The following is a 14,280-nucleotide window of genomic DNA, read 5'->3' as shown; positions in this document are numbered from 1 at the left end:
TATAGGGGATTTTTTTATGAGGTTTCGTACAAAAGGCAAAGAGACAAGTAAAACTAAGCAATCCAACGAGCAACCCATTTTATCCAATGTTGAAACAACCGTGGATTATATAAAAGAGGAATTTAAGGACTCTTCTGATTTAATCTTTAGAAAAATAAATGTTGGAAAACGGCACGCCTATCTCATTTACATTGATGGGTTAGTTGATTCTAATCGGATTGAACTTCATGCAATTGAACAATTATTTAAGGACCTAGACGATCAACGACTTGATGCCGAAATGATAGAAGAAAAAATTGTATCGATTAATTCCGTATCTGAATCAACTACTTTGACAGATACAATTAACCAAATTTTAGACGGAAATACAGTGTTAATTGTTGATACTTTTGATAAAGCTATTGTTATTGATGCAAAAGGGGCAACGAAAAGAAGTGTTGGTGAACCAGATTCAGAATCAGTCATTCGCGGACCACGTGAAGGTTTTACGGAGGCAATACGTGTTAATACTTCTTTAATAAGACAAAAGATTCATTCGTCTAATTTAAAAGTTTTATCTCGTAAAATCGGGACAGAAACAAAGACAAGTGTTGCAATCATGTATATGGAAAATCTTGCTCCACCAGAGCTTGTTAAAGAGGTACTTGCTAGATTAGATAAGATAGAAATCGATGGGATATTAGAAAGTGGCTATATCGAGGAACTAATAGAAGATAGTCCCTTCAGCTTTTTTCCTCAAATTCAGAATACGGAAAGACCTGATACAGCTGCAGCAAACCTGTTAGAGGGAAGAGTTTGCATTGTCGTTGACGGGACACCATTTGTTTTAATATTACCTGTAAGCTTTTGGCAATTTATTCAAGCTAGCGAGGACTATTACCAACGATTTCACATCTCGATATTTCTACGTTTATTGCGAACAGTACTTTTATTTCTTGCTCTATTAATGCCGGCATTTTATGTAGCTGTTACTACCTTTCACCAGGAAATGGTTCCGACTACCTTGTTGTTAAGTATTGCTGCTAGTCGGGAGGCAATACCTTTTCCAGTGTTGGTTGAGGCCTTAATTATGGAACTTGCCTTTGAGGCATTAAGAGAAGCCGGCATTCGGTTACCTAAAGTTATTGGTCAGGCCGTAAGTATATTAGGGGCTTTAGTAATTGGTCAGGCTGCAGTTGAAGCCGGGATTGTATCTGCACCAATGGTTATCGTCGTATCTCTTACAGGTATTGCCTCGTTCACAATCCCGAGATTTAATATGGCCATATCGATTAGACTTTTGCGATTCCCAATGCTTATTTTGGCCGGTACCTTTGGGTTATTTGGCGTTGTCATAGGGTCGATTGTTTTACTGACACATTTATGCAGATTAAGATCGTTTGGGGTACCGTATTTTTCTCCCCTGTCACCATTAGACTGGAGCGAGTTAAAGGATGTATTTATCCGCGTGCCATGGTGGGAGATGGATCGCCGACCGGAGCAATTCGTCAAAGAGAATACGGTACGTAAAGCAAAAAGCTTTAAACCTTACTCAGAAAAGAAAAAGTCTTGAGGAGCGTTAAAATGGTAGTCTTTCGATTTGTTTTTCTTCTTCTAAGTTGTATTTTGTTATTGACTGGATGCTGGGACAGAAAAGAAGTAAATGACCTTGCATTTGTATTAGGAACTGGTTTTGACAAGTTAGACAAAAACAAATACAGAACATCTGTTCAAGTCCCTTTACCAGGTAATTCCGGTCAGTCCGGATCGTCTAGCGGCGGGGGAGGGGCTGGAGGAAGTGCTCCTTATTATGTAGATTCTGGTCAAGGTAGGAATATTCGCGAAAGTAATGATGATCTTCAGAGCAGAATGTCAAGAGAATTATTCTTCTCACACCGCAGAATTATTATTTTTGGGGAGGAATTAGCGAGAAATGGCTTTCATGATTCGTTGGATGTAATTATTGAACAGCCACAATCAAGGTTATCGTCATCTGTGTTCGTTACCGAAGGAAAAGCCATGGATATTCTAAACTCCACCCCACATTTTGAACAATTTTCGTCTGAAACGATTCGCGAGCTGGCAAAGGGTGGTGTTCGTCGGTCGGTTAAGGAACTAATAAATGATATATATAATCCCGGAATAGACCCTATTTTACCAATCGTCTCGAAATCAATGACACAAAACAATGACGAAGAAAACAAAAAAGAAGAAATTGAAATAAGTAGGCTTGCAGTATTCAAAGATGATCAACTAGGTTTTTTTGCATCAACTGAAGAAAGTAAAGGAATTAAATGGATAATTAGCGAAATGGATGACCAAACCTATACTTATCCAGTAAAAGATACGAAGGAAATGAATATTAGGGTGACAAATGAAAAGCTTAAGATCAACCATACAGTCAAAAATAATCTACCAAAGTTCACCATAACTATTAATCTTGAGGCACGCGTGGAGCAAAACGAGGCTGATTTAGATTTTGACAACCCATCTGAATATGAGTTAGCCATTAATAAATTAGAATCCAGTATAAAAAAAGAGGTAACTTCTATATTAAATCGTTCGCAAGAGGAAGGGATTGACATAGCTGGATTAGGTTACCATCTATATCAATCTGATTCCTTAACATGGGATAAATATTGGGCGGATGATTGGCGCACAATCTTAAAAGATACTGAAATTACGACGAAGATCAATGCAGAAATAATTCGTAACACAAGTCCTGGAATAACAATTAAGGAGTGATTCCATGTATGCCACAATAGGGATCATCGTATATGTCCTTTTGTACACACTTATAAACAGAAAACAAATTAACCAACATAGTAGAAAGAAATGGATTTACTTTTCCCTTGCCATATGTGCAGGGGCTGCCATGTTACTTTTATCAGATAGTTCTGTTGGATGGTTAACGAAGTACCTTAACAACACAATTGGCGATTTAACAAGCGTGGTGATCTCAGAATGAAACAAGTCATCTCTTCCTTTCAACTAGCGATATTCATTGCGAATTTGATTGTCTCAGCTTCATTAATTACATTGCCGCAAATCTTAACCCAAATCGCAAACCAAAACGCATGGCTAACACCTATACTCGTGACACCGTTCCTTTTGGGATTAGTCGTACTTGCAGTTGGAAAAGGAAATGTTTTGCAAGAAAAATTAAAACAGCATTCCATGATGCACCGGCTTCTCAAAGTAACAGTTGGTTTCCTACTTATTACCATTTATATTAGAGACTTACGTGCTTTTACTGATTTTACGATGGAGGCTTTACTTCCAAAAACCCCCATTGTTGTAACAATGCTGTTAATATCAGCAACCTTGTACTACATTTGCGCAGCTGGATTAGAAGTAATTTCAAGAATTACGCTTATCCAATTCATTGTGTTTAGTGTCATCGTTTTATCGTTACCGTTAATGTTAACAAACGAAATAAACTGGGTGAATTATATGCCAATTATCCAAACCAATATGGTTGCTAATTTAACTAAATCGTCTTTTGAACTACTTCCTTGGGTAGGCGAGTTTGTCGTTTTGATCATGTTACTTGAGAACAAAAATTGTAACAAGAGCATTAAAAAAATGACAATCTATGGAGTTGGATTTGGCATTTTGTTACTTACTATCCTAGTGAGTTTAAACATTGCTGTTTTAGGTCAAGAAATCGTTTCTAAAACAACCTATCCAAACTATCGTATGATCCAAGAGATCCACTTAACTGACTTTCTAGATCGTTTAGATTTAGTCATCGTCATTTTGTGGATGCCAGTATTTTTAAGCAAACTTTGTATTGTCCTTTATTTAATCGATAAAACCCTTTTTCAAACGAGAGAGGATAACCCGACAAGCATGTTTCTTTTTCCAACTATTTTGACCCTCGGTATATTATCGATGGCATTATTTAAAACAAGCATGGTACACCTCAGGTTTACTTTTTTAACGTGGACGATCATTGGTCTTGTGTTAGAAATATTCATATTTTTGTTTATTTTGTTCATTAGATACCTCCCGAGCCACAATAGTGAGTAGGGAATAGCGATTAGCTATTCCCTACTTATATTTACTGTCTTTTTTTTGTCTTTTTGTTATTGTGCTTCTCATTAGTTGTTAAAGGCTCATTGGCAAATTCGTGATCAAAATGTCTAGAAAGTTCTTTTCTTACTGCTTGTTCATCACTATATTCACCGTTTAACTTACTGTTTTTTATTTTCTTTCCCATTAGTAACACCTCCACAATTTTATTTTCCCTCAAGTTCAATCTGTTATCCGCTACCTTAGCACGAATGCAAAAAAATGTTAGCCCATCACTGACTAACCATCCCTTAATAAATACTAAGAAATTTTATTTATTTAATATATCCCTTGTTTTCTCGAGTATCTCTTGATCCTTAAGCCTGAATTTAAATTCAACACGTCGAGACCTGCTAGCACTATAATTGCCGTTTTCATCCGTTCTGCTGTCAGAAAAGGACTTACCATTCACTGTTAACTTTTCTTGTAGCTGTTGTTGAATATTTTTATATGGGAATTGATTACTTAAAATATATTCTGCAACACTAAACGCTCTTTCCTGTGATAATTGAAGATTATACAGATAGCTTCCATCTCGATCTGTATGACCTTCAATAATAATTTCTGATATATACTCTTCATATCCGCTTTCTAATAATACATCTAAATACTTGGGTACAAATTCATCCAAAAACTGAAAAGATTGATCCTTTAAATTAGCTTTATCATATTCAAATAATATTTCCGTATCAAAGATAATTGCCCCTGTTTTTTCATCCACTTCAATCTCAAGTGGAGAATCACTAAATTCTTGCTTCAAGTTTTTGACCAATTCAGAACGAACACCCATAAGTTGATCTATCGTTCGATTCATCTCTTCAATTTGCAATGACTTAATTACCATCATCGTAATAAAAATTAAGATAAAGCATAATAAGATGGTCGTTAATAGATCGGTAAATGATGGCCAAAAGTGACCCTCATCCTGCTCATCACGAAAAAGCCTTTGGTATTTGTTAATCATGTTGACCCAACCTTGCTGTTGGTGTAGCTGTTGCTTGTCGGCTTAGCCCTTCGAGGTGTTGATTTAGTCTATGGATTTCTTGATTTAGTTCACTAAATGTTTGTTGGGCATACCTATTACTGCTTTGCTGAATTTCCTCATTAACAACACGTAACTCTTTAAATTCCTTCTTTAATCCTTGGTTCGTCTGGTCAATATAATCATGGAAACTTCGAACTACTTTGTCCAATTTATCACCAAGTGTCCCTTCCAAATTCATCACATAGTTCGAAAGTGTATCTTTTAGAATCGTAACACTAGCCTCCATTTGATTTTCCTTTTGATTAAACGAATGATTCATTTGTGTGATTGTTGCATTGATTTCATGTATTAACTGATTATTTTTTATACCAACTTGCTCATACGTATTTGTTGCCTCAAGTAAGTGTTTCTCAAAAGCTATCGAGTCAGAAGAATGGGCTTTTAAATGATTATGGAAATCACGATTAAACTGCTTTAATTCCTCCATACGGTCTGAAAACAGATGTTTATATTCAAGTTGAGCTTGATTAATCGTTTGTAGTGCTTCTGGTAAATGAACAATCGAGTCGCCAAATTTATTGAACTCACCGGAAAGCTCACTAAGGTAAGAAGTAATGCCAGCTAGTTTTGAACTAATGTCTGAACCAAAGATTTGTTTAAACTCCTTGTTATGCTTTTCCAACTTTTCGACTAATTCATAATTCTTTTGATTAATCTTTTCTAAAGATTGTGAGGATACCTCTTGCTTGTCTAAGATCGATGCAGTGAAAGATTTTAAATCCTCTACGGACCCTTCAAATTGTTTTAGCGTATTCGTTTGCGCTTTGGATGTCTCCTTTGCCTTCTCATACGTATCTTCAAATAATTTTGCCATCCGTTCATTTCGGCTATCCATTTGTTTGAAATAATCAAACAACTGCCCAAAATTTTCATTCAGCCTATTTGTTCCATCTGCAATCCCGTTAGTCACCTCTTTTAAACTGTCAAATAACACTTGGAAATCCTTGAGGTTTTTGGAAAGGCCATCATTAAATTTAGCTAAGTCCTCTGCAGATTGTTGTAGTCCCGCTGTATATTCCTTAAAACCATCAAAAGCAGTGACAATACTTAAGAGTGATTCTTGATTTGTTTCCTGTAGTTTTCCGATGGAATGGTTAATTGCTTCGGAAACAGTAATTAATCGTCCCATCCCATTTTGTTCCTCTTCACTTAAAGTAGATTCTACTTTCAACATAATATCTGTTAATAAATACTCCGAATTAAAAGCCTTTATTAACACGGTCATAATAAGCGATAAACCCATACCAGCAATACTAGTATAAAAAGCAACATCAATACCGGATAATACATTGGCAACATTTTCAACCAATTGGTCCCCACTCGAACTAATGTTACCTAAAGACATCGTCAACCCGATAAACGTACCTAAAACGCCAATTAAAATAAAGATGGAAACGGTAGCTTGAATCATTTTAATCAGACTAACTACCGGAACATTGAATATCCGCCAACCAGAAAATTTGTCTTGCACAAATGTCTCCACTTTAATAGCTTCCTGCTTTTGGTTTCTTTCAAATTCTTCTTTAAACGAACGCAATGGATCAACGTCCATCCGGTTCGTGTGTCTCAAATAGTTACGAATCTTCTTTAATTTCGCAAATAACGATAAATGAATAAAAACGGCGACCACAAATGTTAAAAATAAGATCGTAAAGACAAGTTCAATCGTTGAATTGGACAAAATGGCTTCCGCTTTTTGTTCACTTGTGAATAGTTTGAGAATAGTCTCTAACATTCAGCTCCTCCTTATCTTCTTTTTCACTCTTCTTTCTTTATGTCTATTCTTGGCTTGGCCAAATCATGAGCTTTAGAAAGAGATTTGGTTAAATTAATTAAGCCCCATTAACCGTTCAAGGACCAATAAATTTAAAGTTAAATGAATAAATAACTTGTTAACAACAAAAATTAAAAGAGAGATAAATGAGAAGTTAACTCCGAGGAGGTATAAGGATGGGACGAGACCGTCAGGAAAAGAAACTTCGAAAGTCAGGAAAGGTTGAATCTGACCGAGATCAAGCATTACACTACGGTGGAGCAACTCGCGTAGAAGATGACGAACATGCAAGTAAAAAAAGAAGGTAAGCTAAAAACCAACTCTTAGAAAATGATTAAGCCTCTACAAGGTAATTCACCTTATAGGGGCTTAATTTTTATTTTCCATTGTTACGGTTATCTTGCCGACATCAAGGCAATCTGCTCGAAGTTAGACATCAACTTTTTCTTGTAATCGTCTTTATGCTACATCATATCCTTGGTCTTCAATTGCTTCTTTCATTTTTGACTCATCTACTTTTGCTTCATCATAACTAACCTCTACCTTACCAGTTTCTAAATTGACATCAACATTTTCAATACCATCAATGTCCTTTAGCGCACCATTGACAGCCATTTTGCAATGTCCACAAGTCATCCCTTTTACATCTAATGAAATATTTTTCATTTAAAAAACCTCCTATAAATGTTATTTTATATTTTCACACGCTTTAATCTATACTTCACTCCACCCTACTATACCCTACCACGGTATTGTTTGACGGTCAATCAAAAGGGTTCATCATTTAGTCTATCCTCCGTTTATCATTTTATGAGAATGGTTTATTACATGAGAATTCGGACAAAAAAACCCTCACTTTACTTAGTGAGGGTTTTTGCATAAATTTTTAAGCTTCATTTGTAGTTACACTCTTGTTTGGTTTATTATGTTTGTCTTTTGTCTTTAGCTGGAAGAGAAATAAGACTATAAATAAACTAAATCCAATCAAGTCTGAATTCCCTTCTGGGTAGACAAGCATCAACCCTGTTAGAACAGTAATTATTCTTTCTATCCAATTTATCTTACGGTACCAAAAACCAATAAGTCCTGCACCAATCGATATCATTCCTAAAAATGCCGTTATTAATGAAATTGTTATTTCAAAAAAGGTTGCATCAATCATTAGTAACTGAGGACTTAAGACAAACATATAAGGAATAATGTAAGCTGCAATTGCAAGCCTTGATGCATTAAGACCAGTTCGAATAGGTTCGCCGCCTGATATCCCTGTTGCGGCGAATGCAGCAAGTGCCACTGGGGGTGTAATGTCCGCCACTATTCCAAAGTAAAAAACAAACATGTGAGCGGCAAGAACCGGAATGGCAAATTGATATTGATCATTCAACGCCATAATCGCTGGTAACGCAATCGTTGAAGTAATAATATAGTTTGCTGTTGTCGGTGAGCCCATCCCGAGAATGATAGATGTAATCATCGTAAACGCTAACGTCAACAAAAGGAGTAATTGCGGTGAATTGGTCATCGCACTTGCGATATCAACAAGACCATTACCGAGCTTTAGTCCTAAACCTGTTTTGGTAACTACTCCAACAATTATCCCGGCACACGCAGTTGCTGCAGCCACACCTAATGCAGTTCGAGCACCAGTTGTCAACGCATCAATTAATTTACTAAAGGTGAACTTTCCATTTTCTAAAAACATATTCGTATCTTTCCGCACCAAACTAACTACAATGGTAATAATAATCCCGTAAATAGCGGTTCTTTCGATACTAAAACCTGTAAAAAGCAAATAGACAATAGCCAAAATCGGTAACAATAAATAGATTTTCTTTAGCGTTTCAATCTTGCTTGGAATTTCATCTTTTGATAGACCTAAAAGTCCTAGTCTTTTTGCTTCAAAATGTGTCATTATCCAAATACCCGCAAAATATAGAATGGCCGGAATAACTGCTGCTTTAGCAATTTCCCAATAGCCAACCCCCGCAAATTCAATCATTAAGAATGCAGCTGCACCCATGATTGGGGGCATGATTTGCCCGCCAGTGGAAGAAGCTGCCTCAACAGCACCAGCAAAATTCGGTTTATATCCAAGTTTTTTCATCATTGGAATCGTATAAGAACCGGTTGTAACTGTGTTAGCAACAGAACTACCTGAAATGGTTCCATTTAATGCACTTGAAAATATCGCCACTTTAGCAGGTCCTCCGACACGTCGACCAGCTATTGCAAGAGCTAAATCATTGAAGTAGGATCCCACTCCTGTTTGAACTAAAAAAGCACCAAACAATAAAAATAAGAAGATGTACGTAGACGATACCTGTAGTGGAGTACCCAAAATACCCTCTGTGGTAAAAAACATCGATTTGATTAACTGTTCCAAACTAAGTCCTCGATGTGCAAGCATTCCTGGCATCTGACGCCCAAAGATTGCATAAAGAAGAAATAACAGAGCAATAACTGTGATTGGTAGACCAACAGCGCGTCTTGCTGCTTCTAACACCAACAGAATTGCTATTCCCCCAATAATCATTTGACCGGTATCGATACCACCAAATTGTTGTACTAATGTTTCATAATACATTGGCCAGTACCCCGTGACAATAATGGCTATTAAAACAAGAAGCCAATCATACCAAGGGACACTATTTTTTTTACCCTTTCTTCTAGACGGAAAGAGTAAAAAAATAAGTGATAAGGCGAATCCAAGGTGGACTGTTCGTTGAATGTATGCTGTATATACTCCAAAAGCACCCGTATATAGCTGAAATAAAGAAAATGCTATTAATATCAAGAATACAAGCCATCCAGCAAAGCCAGTTAATTTTCGCGTATTGGATTCAGTATCGTATTTCTCGATTAATTCCTGTTGTCTTGTTGCTTCTAACAATTCTATTTCTTTCTCACTCACTTATTCTCACTCCCTTCAAATATTCCCATAGAGTTATTCTCTCTACTAATACAGTAAACCATGCACCTGGTTTAAAATAATCATTAAACCACACCATTTGACTGGCATCACCAGAACCCCATGCTAGTCGATTTTTCGAAACTGTTTTTCCGTTCCGAATGTTCATCGAGGGAAAGATATTGTTTAAGTTACTTATATGGTACTTACCATCTTTATACTCGAATTTCTCCCCTTCTTGCGCGTTTGAAGGCATTCCAATCCCAAATTCTTCATAAACAATTTCATATTGTTTAATAGTTAAATCGTTGGTTACCTGATATTTTTCGGTAACATCTTTTAAGTGGATCGAATGTCTCCAAATCAATTGGAAGGTGTCCCCAGGCTCTAAAGGAAGAAAAGCTTTCATGGTATCTGTATTACCTTCGTAAAAGACCAATGCAGTTTTAAAGGGAACAAATAAGACGGCAGCAAGAAGAATGAGTAGAAAAGTTAAGGAAAGTAAATATCTTTTTCTAGTCATTTGTGTTCAACCCACCAATTCTTGGTTACCATCGCAAATAAAAGGACCGGCATTATTACCTATAAATAGGCGTAACAGCCGGCCTTTTTAAAGCATACGTTTAGTCAAGTAACCCTTCTTCTTCAAAATACTTTTTAGCCCCAGGGTGGAGGTCGATACCAATACCATCTAAAGCAGATTCCTTGGTAATGTATTCTCCTTTAGCATGTGTGATCTTATCTGTATTATCAAAGATTGCCTTTGTAATATCATAGACAACATCCTCTGAAAGGCTATCTGTAACAACAAGCATTGCAAGAACAGCAACAGTATTAACGTCCTCTTCAATATCATAAGTACCAGCTTTTACAGTATCAGCTGCATAATATGGATACTGTTCAATAAGTGAGTCAATTTTATCTTGTTCAATCGGAACAATGCTTACATCTGTTGTAGCAGCTAAGCCTTCGACTGCACCAGTTGGTGTACCAGCAGTAATAAACGCTGCGTCAATATTACCGTCTTGGATCCCACCTGTTGATTCACCAAAGTCTAAATTCTGTGCATCAATGTCGTCCATGCTTAAACCATAAGCTTCCAGAATCTGTGTTGCGTTAACATATGTCCCTGACCCAGGAGCACCGACAGAAACTGTTTTACCTGCTAAATCTGCCACAGAAGTAATACCAGAGTCTTTTACCGTAACAATTTGAATTGTTTCTGGGTAAAGTGATGCAATAGCCTGGATATTATCAACAGGATTGCCATCAAATGAGTTGATACCTTCTACCGCATTAGCGGTAACATCTGTTTGAGCAAATGCCAATTCTGCTTCGCCCGCTTGTAAAGCTGCGATATTGTCAGCTGATGCATTTGATGATACAGCATCTGTTTGAATTCCTGTTTCATCCGTTATAATGCTAGCCATTTCACCACCAAGTGGATAATATGTACCACTAGTTCCACCTGTAAGTAAGCTTAAGAACTCCGGTTTATCACCAGCATCTGCATCATTGTCTTCAGCACCAGTATCATTTTCTGTTTCAGATCCTGTGTCATTTCCTCCATCAGAACCTGTTCCTTCTTCCTTTTCCCCACCGCCACACGCTGTAAGGAACATTCCTAGTGCGAAAAGTAAACCAACTAGCAATAAAAACTTTTTGTTTTTCATAAAATACCCCCTTCAAAACTTCTTCTTAACAAGAGTATTTTATACTTTATTCCGTATTAATGTCAATTTTTTCATATTTATTGCTGGATAGCATCATTCCAGCAGGCTCATTTTGTAAGGTCTTTAGCTTATAGAGATAGAAGTTTTCTAGACAACAAAAAACATTAACTGGCATGCAATTAATGTTTCGAATTATTTTTACAAACAAGACAATTTATGGAGCCTAGCGGGATCGAACCGCTGACCTCCTGCGTGCAAAGCAGGCGCTCTCCCAGCTGAGCTAAGGCCCCAAATCTTTAATGAAAATGGCTGGGCTAGCTGGATTCGAACCAGCGAAATGACGGTACCAAAAACCGTTGCCTTACCGCTTGGCTATAGCCCATAAATGGCGGAGAAGGAGGGATTTGAACCCTCGCGCCGCTCACGCGACCTACACCCTTAGCAGGGGCGCCTCTTCAGCCACTTGAGTACTTCTCCACTGGCTCCACAGGTAGGATTCGAACCTACGACCGATCGGTTAACAGCCGATTGCTCTACCACTGAGCTACTGTGGAAAAATAACAAATGGGCCTAAGTGGACTCGAACCACCGACCTCACGCTTATCAGGCGTGCGCTCTAACCAGCTGAGCTATAGGCCCACAGTTTGGAGCGGGTGAAGGGAATCGAACCCTCGACATCAGCTTGGAAGGCTGAGGTTTTACCACTAAACTACACCCGCATCTATTTTTGGGGCGGCTGATGGGAATCGAACCCACGAATGCCGGAACCACAATCCGGTGCGTTAACCACTTCGCCACAACCGCCGAGACTAGTGGAGGGACAGGACTAGAAACCTAGGACTGGATGGAATTTGATTTGTAAACAACCGTCCTTGGTTCACTCCCCCTCCAAATCAAGATGGAGCCTAGCGGGATCGAACCGCTGACCTCCTGCGTGCAAAGCAGGCGCTCTCCCAGCTGAGCTAAGGCCCCATGATACATTAACACTATTTAAGATGGTCGGGAAGACAGGATTTGAACCTGCGACCCCTTGGTCCCAAACCAAGTGCTCTACCAAGCTGAGCTACTTCCCGTTAAATGGCGCGCCCGAGAGGAGTCGAACCCCTAACCTTTTGATCCGTAGTCAAACGCTCTATCCAATTGAGCTACGGGCGCATTTGGGTTATTTATAAGGAAAAAACCTTTGGTATTTTGTTTACACAAAAACCTTTGGTGCCGAGGGCCGGACTTGAACCGGCACGATAGTCACCTACCGCAGGATTTTAAGTCCTGTGTGTCTGCCAATTCCACCACCCCGGCATGGCATATAAATATAATGCAGGTGGAGCGGAAGACGGGATTCGAACCCGCGACCCCCACCTTGGTAAGGTGATGTTCTACCACTGAACTACTTCCACATTTTATTCTTCAACCTTTTTTGAATCACTTTGCAAAAAAATTGATGAGCCATGAAGGACTCGAACCTTCGACCCTCTGATTAAAAGTCAGATGCTCTACCGACTGAGCTAATGGCTCCTAAAGAATAATCCTCTAATTTTTATAGATAGCTCATAAAGAAAACCTCTGCATCTACAAGCATATTCAAAGATGTTTATGCTTCCGAGGTTACTCGTAGCTTATTCGGTGGAAGCGATGCTTGTTGCTCTACCGACTGAGCTAATGGATCACTATATTGCTAAACGGTGGTGCCGGCCAGAGGACTTGAACCCCCAACCTACTGATTACAAGTCAGTTGCTCTACCAATTGAGCTAGACCGGCAAATGACGGTCCGGACGGGACTCGAACCCGCGACCTCCTGCGTGACAGGCAGGCATTCTAACCAACTGAACTACCGGACCTTAGATTTTTTTGCGACAGCAAAAAATATCTTACCTTATAATTATCTCTCTATTACTAACGAAGAAAAATTATGGTTGCGGGGGCAAGATTTGAACTTGCGACCTTCGGGTTATGAGCCCGACGAGCTACCAGACTGCTCCACCCCGCGATAACAATATTTAAATGAATGGTGGAGGATGCAGGGCTCGAACCTGCGACCCCCTGCTTGTAAGGCAGGTGCTCTCCCAGCTGAGCTAATCCTCCACGATATTGTGAGGTATTATGACAAATATGAAAATACTTTGGTGACCCGTACGGGATTCGAACCCGTGTTACCGCCGTGAAAGGGCGGTGTCTTAACCGCTTGACCAACGGGCCATTATTATGTAAAAAGCCTGGCGACGTCCTACTCTCACAGGGACAAAGTCCCAACTACCATCGGCGCAAAAGAGCTTAACTACTGTGTTCGGCATGGGAACAGGTGTGACCTCTTTGCTATAGCCACCAGATCTTTTATGAAGTTCAAGGTAAAACATTACCTATGTACCTTCAAAACTAGATAAGAAGTTGGTACAAGACATTTAACAGTCGCCTTCACTTTTTTTCAGTTCAGCTACGACTCCCAAATCCTCTCGTTATAAGCAATACCTCTCCAAGGGTGAAAATTCACACCCTTTCCGCGGTCTTGCTTATCCCGGCGGATTTAACCGGTCGTCTTCGCTTCCTTATTCAATCTAGTTCCGGCTCCTAATAGCTAGCGGATAGTTAATCCATCCTTTCATACTCAAAGTTCAGAGTACTACAGGCTGTCTTATCTATCCGTACGCTATTAACCAGTCGCCTTCACTTTTTATTTTAGTTAAGTCCTCGATCGATTAGTTTCCGTCAGCTGCACATGTTGCCATGCTTCCACCTCGGACCTATCAACCTCATCGTCTCTGAGGGATCTTACTCATTTAAAATGATGGGAAGTCTCATCTAGAGGGGGGCTTCATGCTTAGATGCTTT

12 protein-coding genes, 18 tRNA genes and 2 rRNA genes are annotated in these 14,280 nt (G+C 38.8%); 5 read left to right on the top strand and 27 right to left on the bottom strand.

All coding sequences use genetic code 11. The annotated features are described in order from the left end of the window. Positions 1-16 precede the first annotated feature (16 nt). Genes NC799_RS10480 through NC799_RS10465 form a run of 4 tightly spaced genes read left to right on the top strand, consistent with a single transcriptional unit; the run spans position 17 to position 4,011 of the window. Positions 17-1,552, top strand: a complete 1,536-nt coding sequence (locus tag NC799_RS10480) for a spore germination protein (RefSeq protein ID WP_272446386.1) — start codon at positions 17-19, stop codon at positions 1,550-1,552. A gap of 11 nt (positions 1,553-1,563) precedes the next feature. Continuing rightward, the gene (locus NC799_RS10475; protein WP_272446385.1) at positions 1,564-2,724 is read left to right on the top strand and encodes a Ger(x)C family spore germination protein; all 1,161 of its coding nucleotides are present in this window, start codon (positions 1,564-1,566) and stop codon (positions 2,722-2,724) included. Positions 2,725-2,728: 4 nt separating this feature from the next. Then, positions 2,729-2,947, top strand: coding sequence for a hypothetical protein (locus tag NC799_RS10470; protein WP_272446384.1), 219 nt, complete (start codon positions 2,729-2,731; stop codon positions 2,945-2,947). After that, positions 2,944-4,011: a GerAB/ArcD/ProY family transporter gene (locus NC799_RS10465; RefSeq protein ID WP_272446383.1), complete on the top strand. Its 1,068-nt coding sequence runs from the start codon at positions 2,944-2,946 to the stop codon at positions 4,009-4,011. Before NC799_RS10470 ends, NC799_RS10465 begins: the two co-directional genes overlap by 4 nt. Positions 4,012-4,042: 31 nt before the next feature. On the opposite strand, the gene sspO is transcribed toward NC799_RS10465, so the two are convergent. From sspO to NC799_RS10450, 3 genes are all read right to left on the bottom strand, one after another. After that, a complete protein-coding gene (gene sspO, locus NC799_RS10460; RefSeq protein WP_272446382.1) occupies positions 4,043-4,201 on the bottom strand; it encodes a small acid-soluble spore protein O in 159 nt (52 codons plus the stop codon). Between the two features lie 123 nt (positions 4,202-4,324). Next, positions 4,325-5,017: an OmpA family protein gene (locus NC799_RS10455; RefSeq protein ID WP_272446381.1), complete on the bottom strand. Its 693-nt coding sequence runs from the start codon at positions 5,015-5,017 to the stop codon at positions 4,325-4,327. Continuing rightward, positions 5,010-6,833, bottom strand: coding sequence for a MotA/TolQ/ExbB proton channel family protein (locus NC799_RS10450; protein WP_272446380.1), 1,824 nt, complete (start codon positions 6,831-6,833; stop codon positions 5,010-5,012). The genes NC799_RS10455 and NC799_RS10450 overlap by 8 nt, the downstream gene beginning before the upstream one ends. A gap of 215 nt (positions 6,834-7,048) precedes the next feature. On the opposite strand from NC799_RS10450, the gene NC799_RS10445 reads away from it, so the two are divergent. Continuing rightward, entirely contained in the window at positions 7,049-7,180 is a 132-nt protein-coding gene (locus NC799_RS10445) for a YpzI family protein (protein ID WP_272446379.1), read from the top strand. Positions 7,181-7,331: 151 nt separating this feature from the next. Here the strand turns inward: NC799_RS10445 and copZ are convergent, their stop codons facing one another. From copZ to NC799_RS10325, 24 genes are all read right to left on the bottom strand, one after another. Beyond that, on the bottom strand, positions 7,332-7,538 hold the full coding sequence (copZ, locus tag NC799_RS10440; protein ID WP_272446378.1) for a copper chaperone CopZ: 207 nt from the start codon (positions 7,536-7,538) through the stop codon (positions 7,332-7,334). A 220-nt stretch (positions 7,539-7,758) separates the two neighbouring features. Next, entirely contained in the window at positions 7,759-9,783 is a 2,025-nt protein-coding gene (locus NC799_RS10435) for a TRAP transporter permease (protein WP_272446377.1), read from the bottom strand. Then, positions 9,776-10,303: a DUF1850 domain-containing protein gene (locus NC799_RS10430; protein ID WP_272446376.1), complete on the bottom strand. Its 528-nt coding sequence runs from the start codon at positions 10,301-10,303 to the stop codon at positions 9,776-9,778. Before NC799_RS10430 ends, NC799_RS10435 begins: the two co-directional genes overlap by 8 nt. A 100-nt stretch (positions 10,304-10,403) precedes the next feature. Beyond that, positions 10,404-11,453 (bottom strand): TAXI family TRAP transporter solute-binding subunit, encoded by a 1,050-nt coding sequence (locus NC799_RS10425; RefSeq protein ID WP_272446375.1) that lies wholly within the window; start codon positions 11,451-11,453, stop codon positions 10,404-10,406. Positions 11,454-11,670: 217 nt separating this feature from the next. Next, positions 11,671-11,743 (bottom strand) — tRNA-Ala (locus NC799_RS10420). Between the two features lie 16 nt (positions 11,744-11,759). Continuing rightward, positions 11,760-11,835 (bottom strand) — tRNA-Gln (locus tag NC799_RS10415). Positions 11,836-11,839: 4 nt separating this feature from the next. Then, a tRNA-Ser gene (locus tag NC799_RS10410) sits at positions 11,840-11,930 on the bottom strand. A gap of 2 nt (positions 11,931-11,932) precedes the next feature. After that, positions 11,933-12,007, bottom strand: a tRNA-Asn gene (locus NC799_RS10405). 11 nt (positions 12,008-12,018) lie between these two features. After that, a tRNA-Ile gene (locus NC799_RS10400) sits at positions 12,019-12,092 on the bottom strand. A 6-nt stretch (positions 12,093-12,098) separates the two neighbouring features. After that, positions 12,099-12,172, bottom strand: a tRNA-Gly gene (locus NC799_RS10395). Between the two features lie 9 nt (positions 12,173-12,181). Continuing rightward, a tRNA-His gene (locus NC799_RS10390) sits at positions 12,182-12,257 on the bottom strand. Positions 12,258-12,352: 95 nt separating this feature from the next. Then, a tRNA-Ala gene (locus NC799_RS10385) sits at positions 12,353-12,425 on the bottom strand. 24 nt (positions 12,426-12,449) lie between these two features. Further along, positions 12,450-12,526, bottom strand: a tRNA-Pro gene (locus NC799_RS10380). Positions 12,527-12,531: 5 nt separating this feature from the next. Beyond that, positions 12,532-12,608, bottom strand: a tRNA-Arg gene (locus NC799_RS10375). Positions 12,609-12,663: 55 nt separating this feature from the next. Beyond that, positions 12,664-12,752: transfer RNA gene (locus NC799_RS10370), tRNA-Leu, on the bottom strand. 23 nt (positions 12,753-12,775) lie between these two features. Next, positions 12,776-12,850 (bottom strand) — tRNA-Gly (locus NC799_RS10365). Between the two features lie 45 nt (positions 12,851-12,895). Continuing rightward, a tRNA-Lys gene (locus tag NC799_RS10360) sits at positions 12,896-12,968 on the bottom strand. A 168-nt stretch (positions 12,969-13,136) separates the two neighbouring features. Then, positions 13,137-13,212, bottom strand: a tRNA-Thr gene (locus NC799_RS10355). Positions 13,213-13,218: 6 nt separating this feature from the next. Continuing rightward, positions 13,219-13,292: transfer RNA gene (locus NC799_RS10350), tRNA-Asp, on the bottom strand. A 72-nt stretch (positions 13,293-13,364) separates the two neighbouring features. Next, positions 13,365-13,441 (bottom strand) — tRNA-Met (locus NC799_RS10345). 19 nt (positions 13,442-13,460) lie between these two features. Continuing rightward, positions 13,461-13,536, bottom strand: a tRNA-Val gene (locus tag NC799_RS10340). A gap of 39 nt (positions 13,537-13,575) precedes the next feature. Further along, positions 13,576-13,650: transfer RNA gene (locus NC799_RS10335), tRNA-Glu, on the bottom strand. A gap of 15 nt (positions 13,651-13,665) precedes the next feature. Then, a 5S ribosomal RNA gene (rrf, locus tag NC799_RS10330) occupies positions 13,666-13,781 on the bottom strand. Positions 13,782-14,127: 346 nt separating this feature from the next. After that, positions 14,128-14,280: ribosomal RNA gene (locus NC799_RS10325) — 23S ribosomal RNA — on the bottom strand; the annotation flags it as partial.

The organism is Aquibacillus salsiterrae, from assembly GCF_028416595.1.
Lineage (GTDB): Bacteria > Bacillota > Bacilli > Bacillales > Amphibacillaceae > Aquibacillus_A > Aquibacillus_A salsiterrae.
Note: the sequence above shows the minus strand (reverse complement) of the source record. Positions and strands in the feature narration are given on the sequence as shown.

Coding starts and splice junctions, on each gene's coding strand:
- NC799_RS10480 (WP_272446386.1), top strand. CDS start 17: ATGAGGTTTCGTACAAAAGGCAAAGAGACAAGTAAAACTAAGCAATCC.
- NC799_RS10475 (WP_272446385.1), top strand. CDS start 1,564: ATGGTAGTCTTTCGATTTGTTTTTCTTCTTCTAAGTTGTATTTTGTTA.
- NC799_RS10470 (WP_272446384.1), top strand. CDS start 2,729: ATGTATGCCACAATAGGGATCATCGTATATGTCCTTTTGTACACACTT.
- NC799_RS10465 (WP_272446383.1), top strand. CDS start 2,944: ATGAAACAAGTCATCTCTTCCTTTCAACTAGCGATATTCATTGCGAAT.
- sspO (WP_272446382.1), bottom strand. CDS start 4,201: ATGGGAAAGAAAATAAAAAACAGTAAGTTAAACGGTGAATATAGTGAT.
- NC799_RS10455 (WP_272446381.1), bottom strand. CDS start 5,017: ATGATTAACAAATACCAAAGGCTTTTTCGTGATGAGCAGGATGAGGGT.
- NC799_RS10450 (WP_272446380.1), bottom strand. CDS start 6,833: ATGTTAGAGACTATTCTCAAACTATTCACAAGTGAACAAAAAGCGGAA.
- NC799_RS10445 (WP_272446379.1), top strand. CDS start 7,049: ATGGGACGAGACCGTCAGGAAAAGAAACTTCGAAAGTCAGGAAAGGTT.
- copZ (WP_272446378.1), bottom strand. CDS start 7,538: ATGAAAAATATTTCATTAGATGTAAAAGGGATGACTTGTGGACATTGC.
- NC799_RS10430 (WP_272446376.1), bottom strand. CDS start 10,303: ATGACTAGAAAAAGATATTTACTTTCCTTAACTTTTCTACTCATTCTT.
- NC799_RS10425 (WP_272446375.1), bottom strand. CDS start 11,453: ATGAAAAACAAAAAGTTTTTATTGCTAGTTGGTTTACTTTTCGCACTA.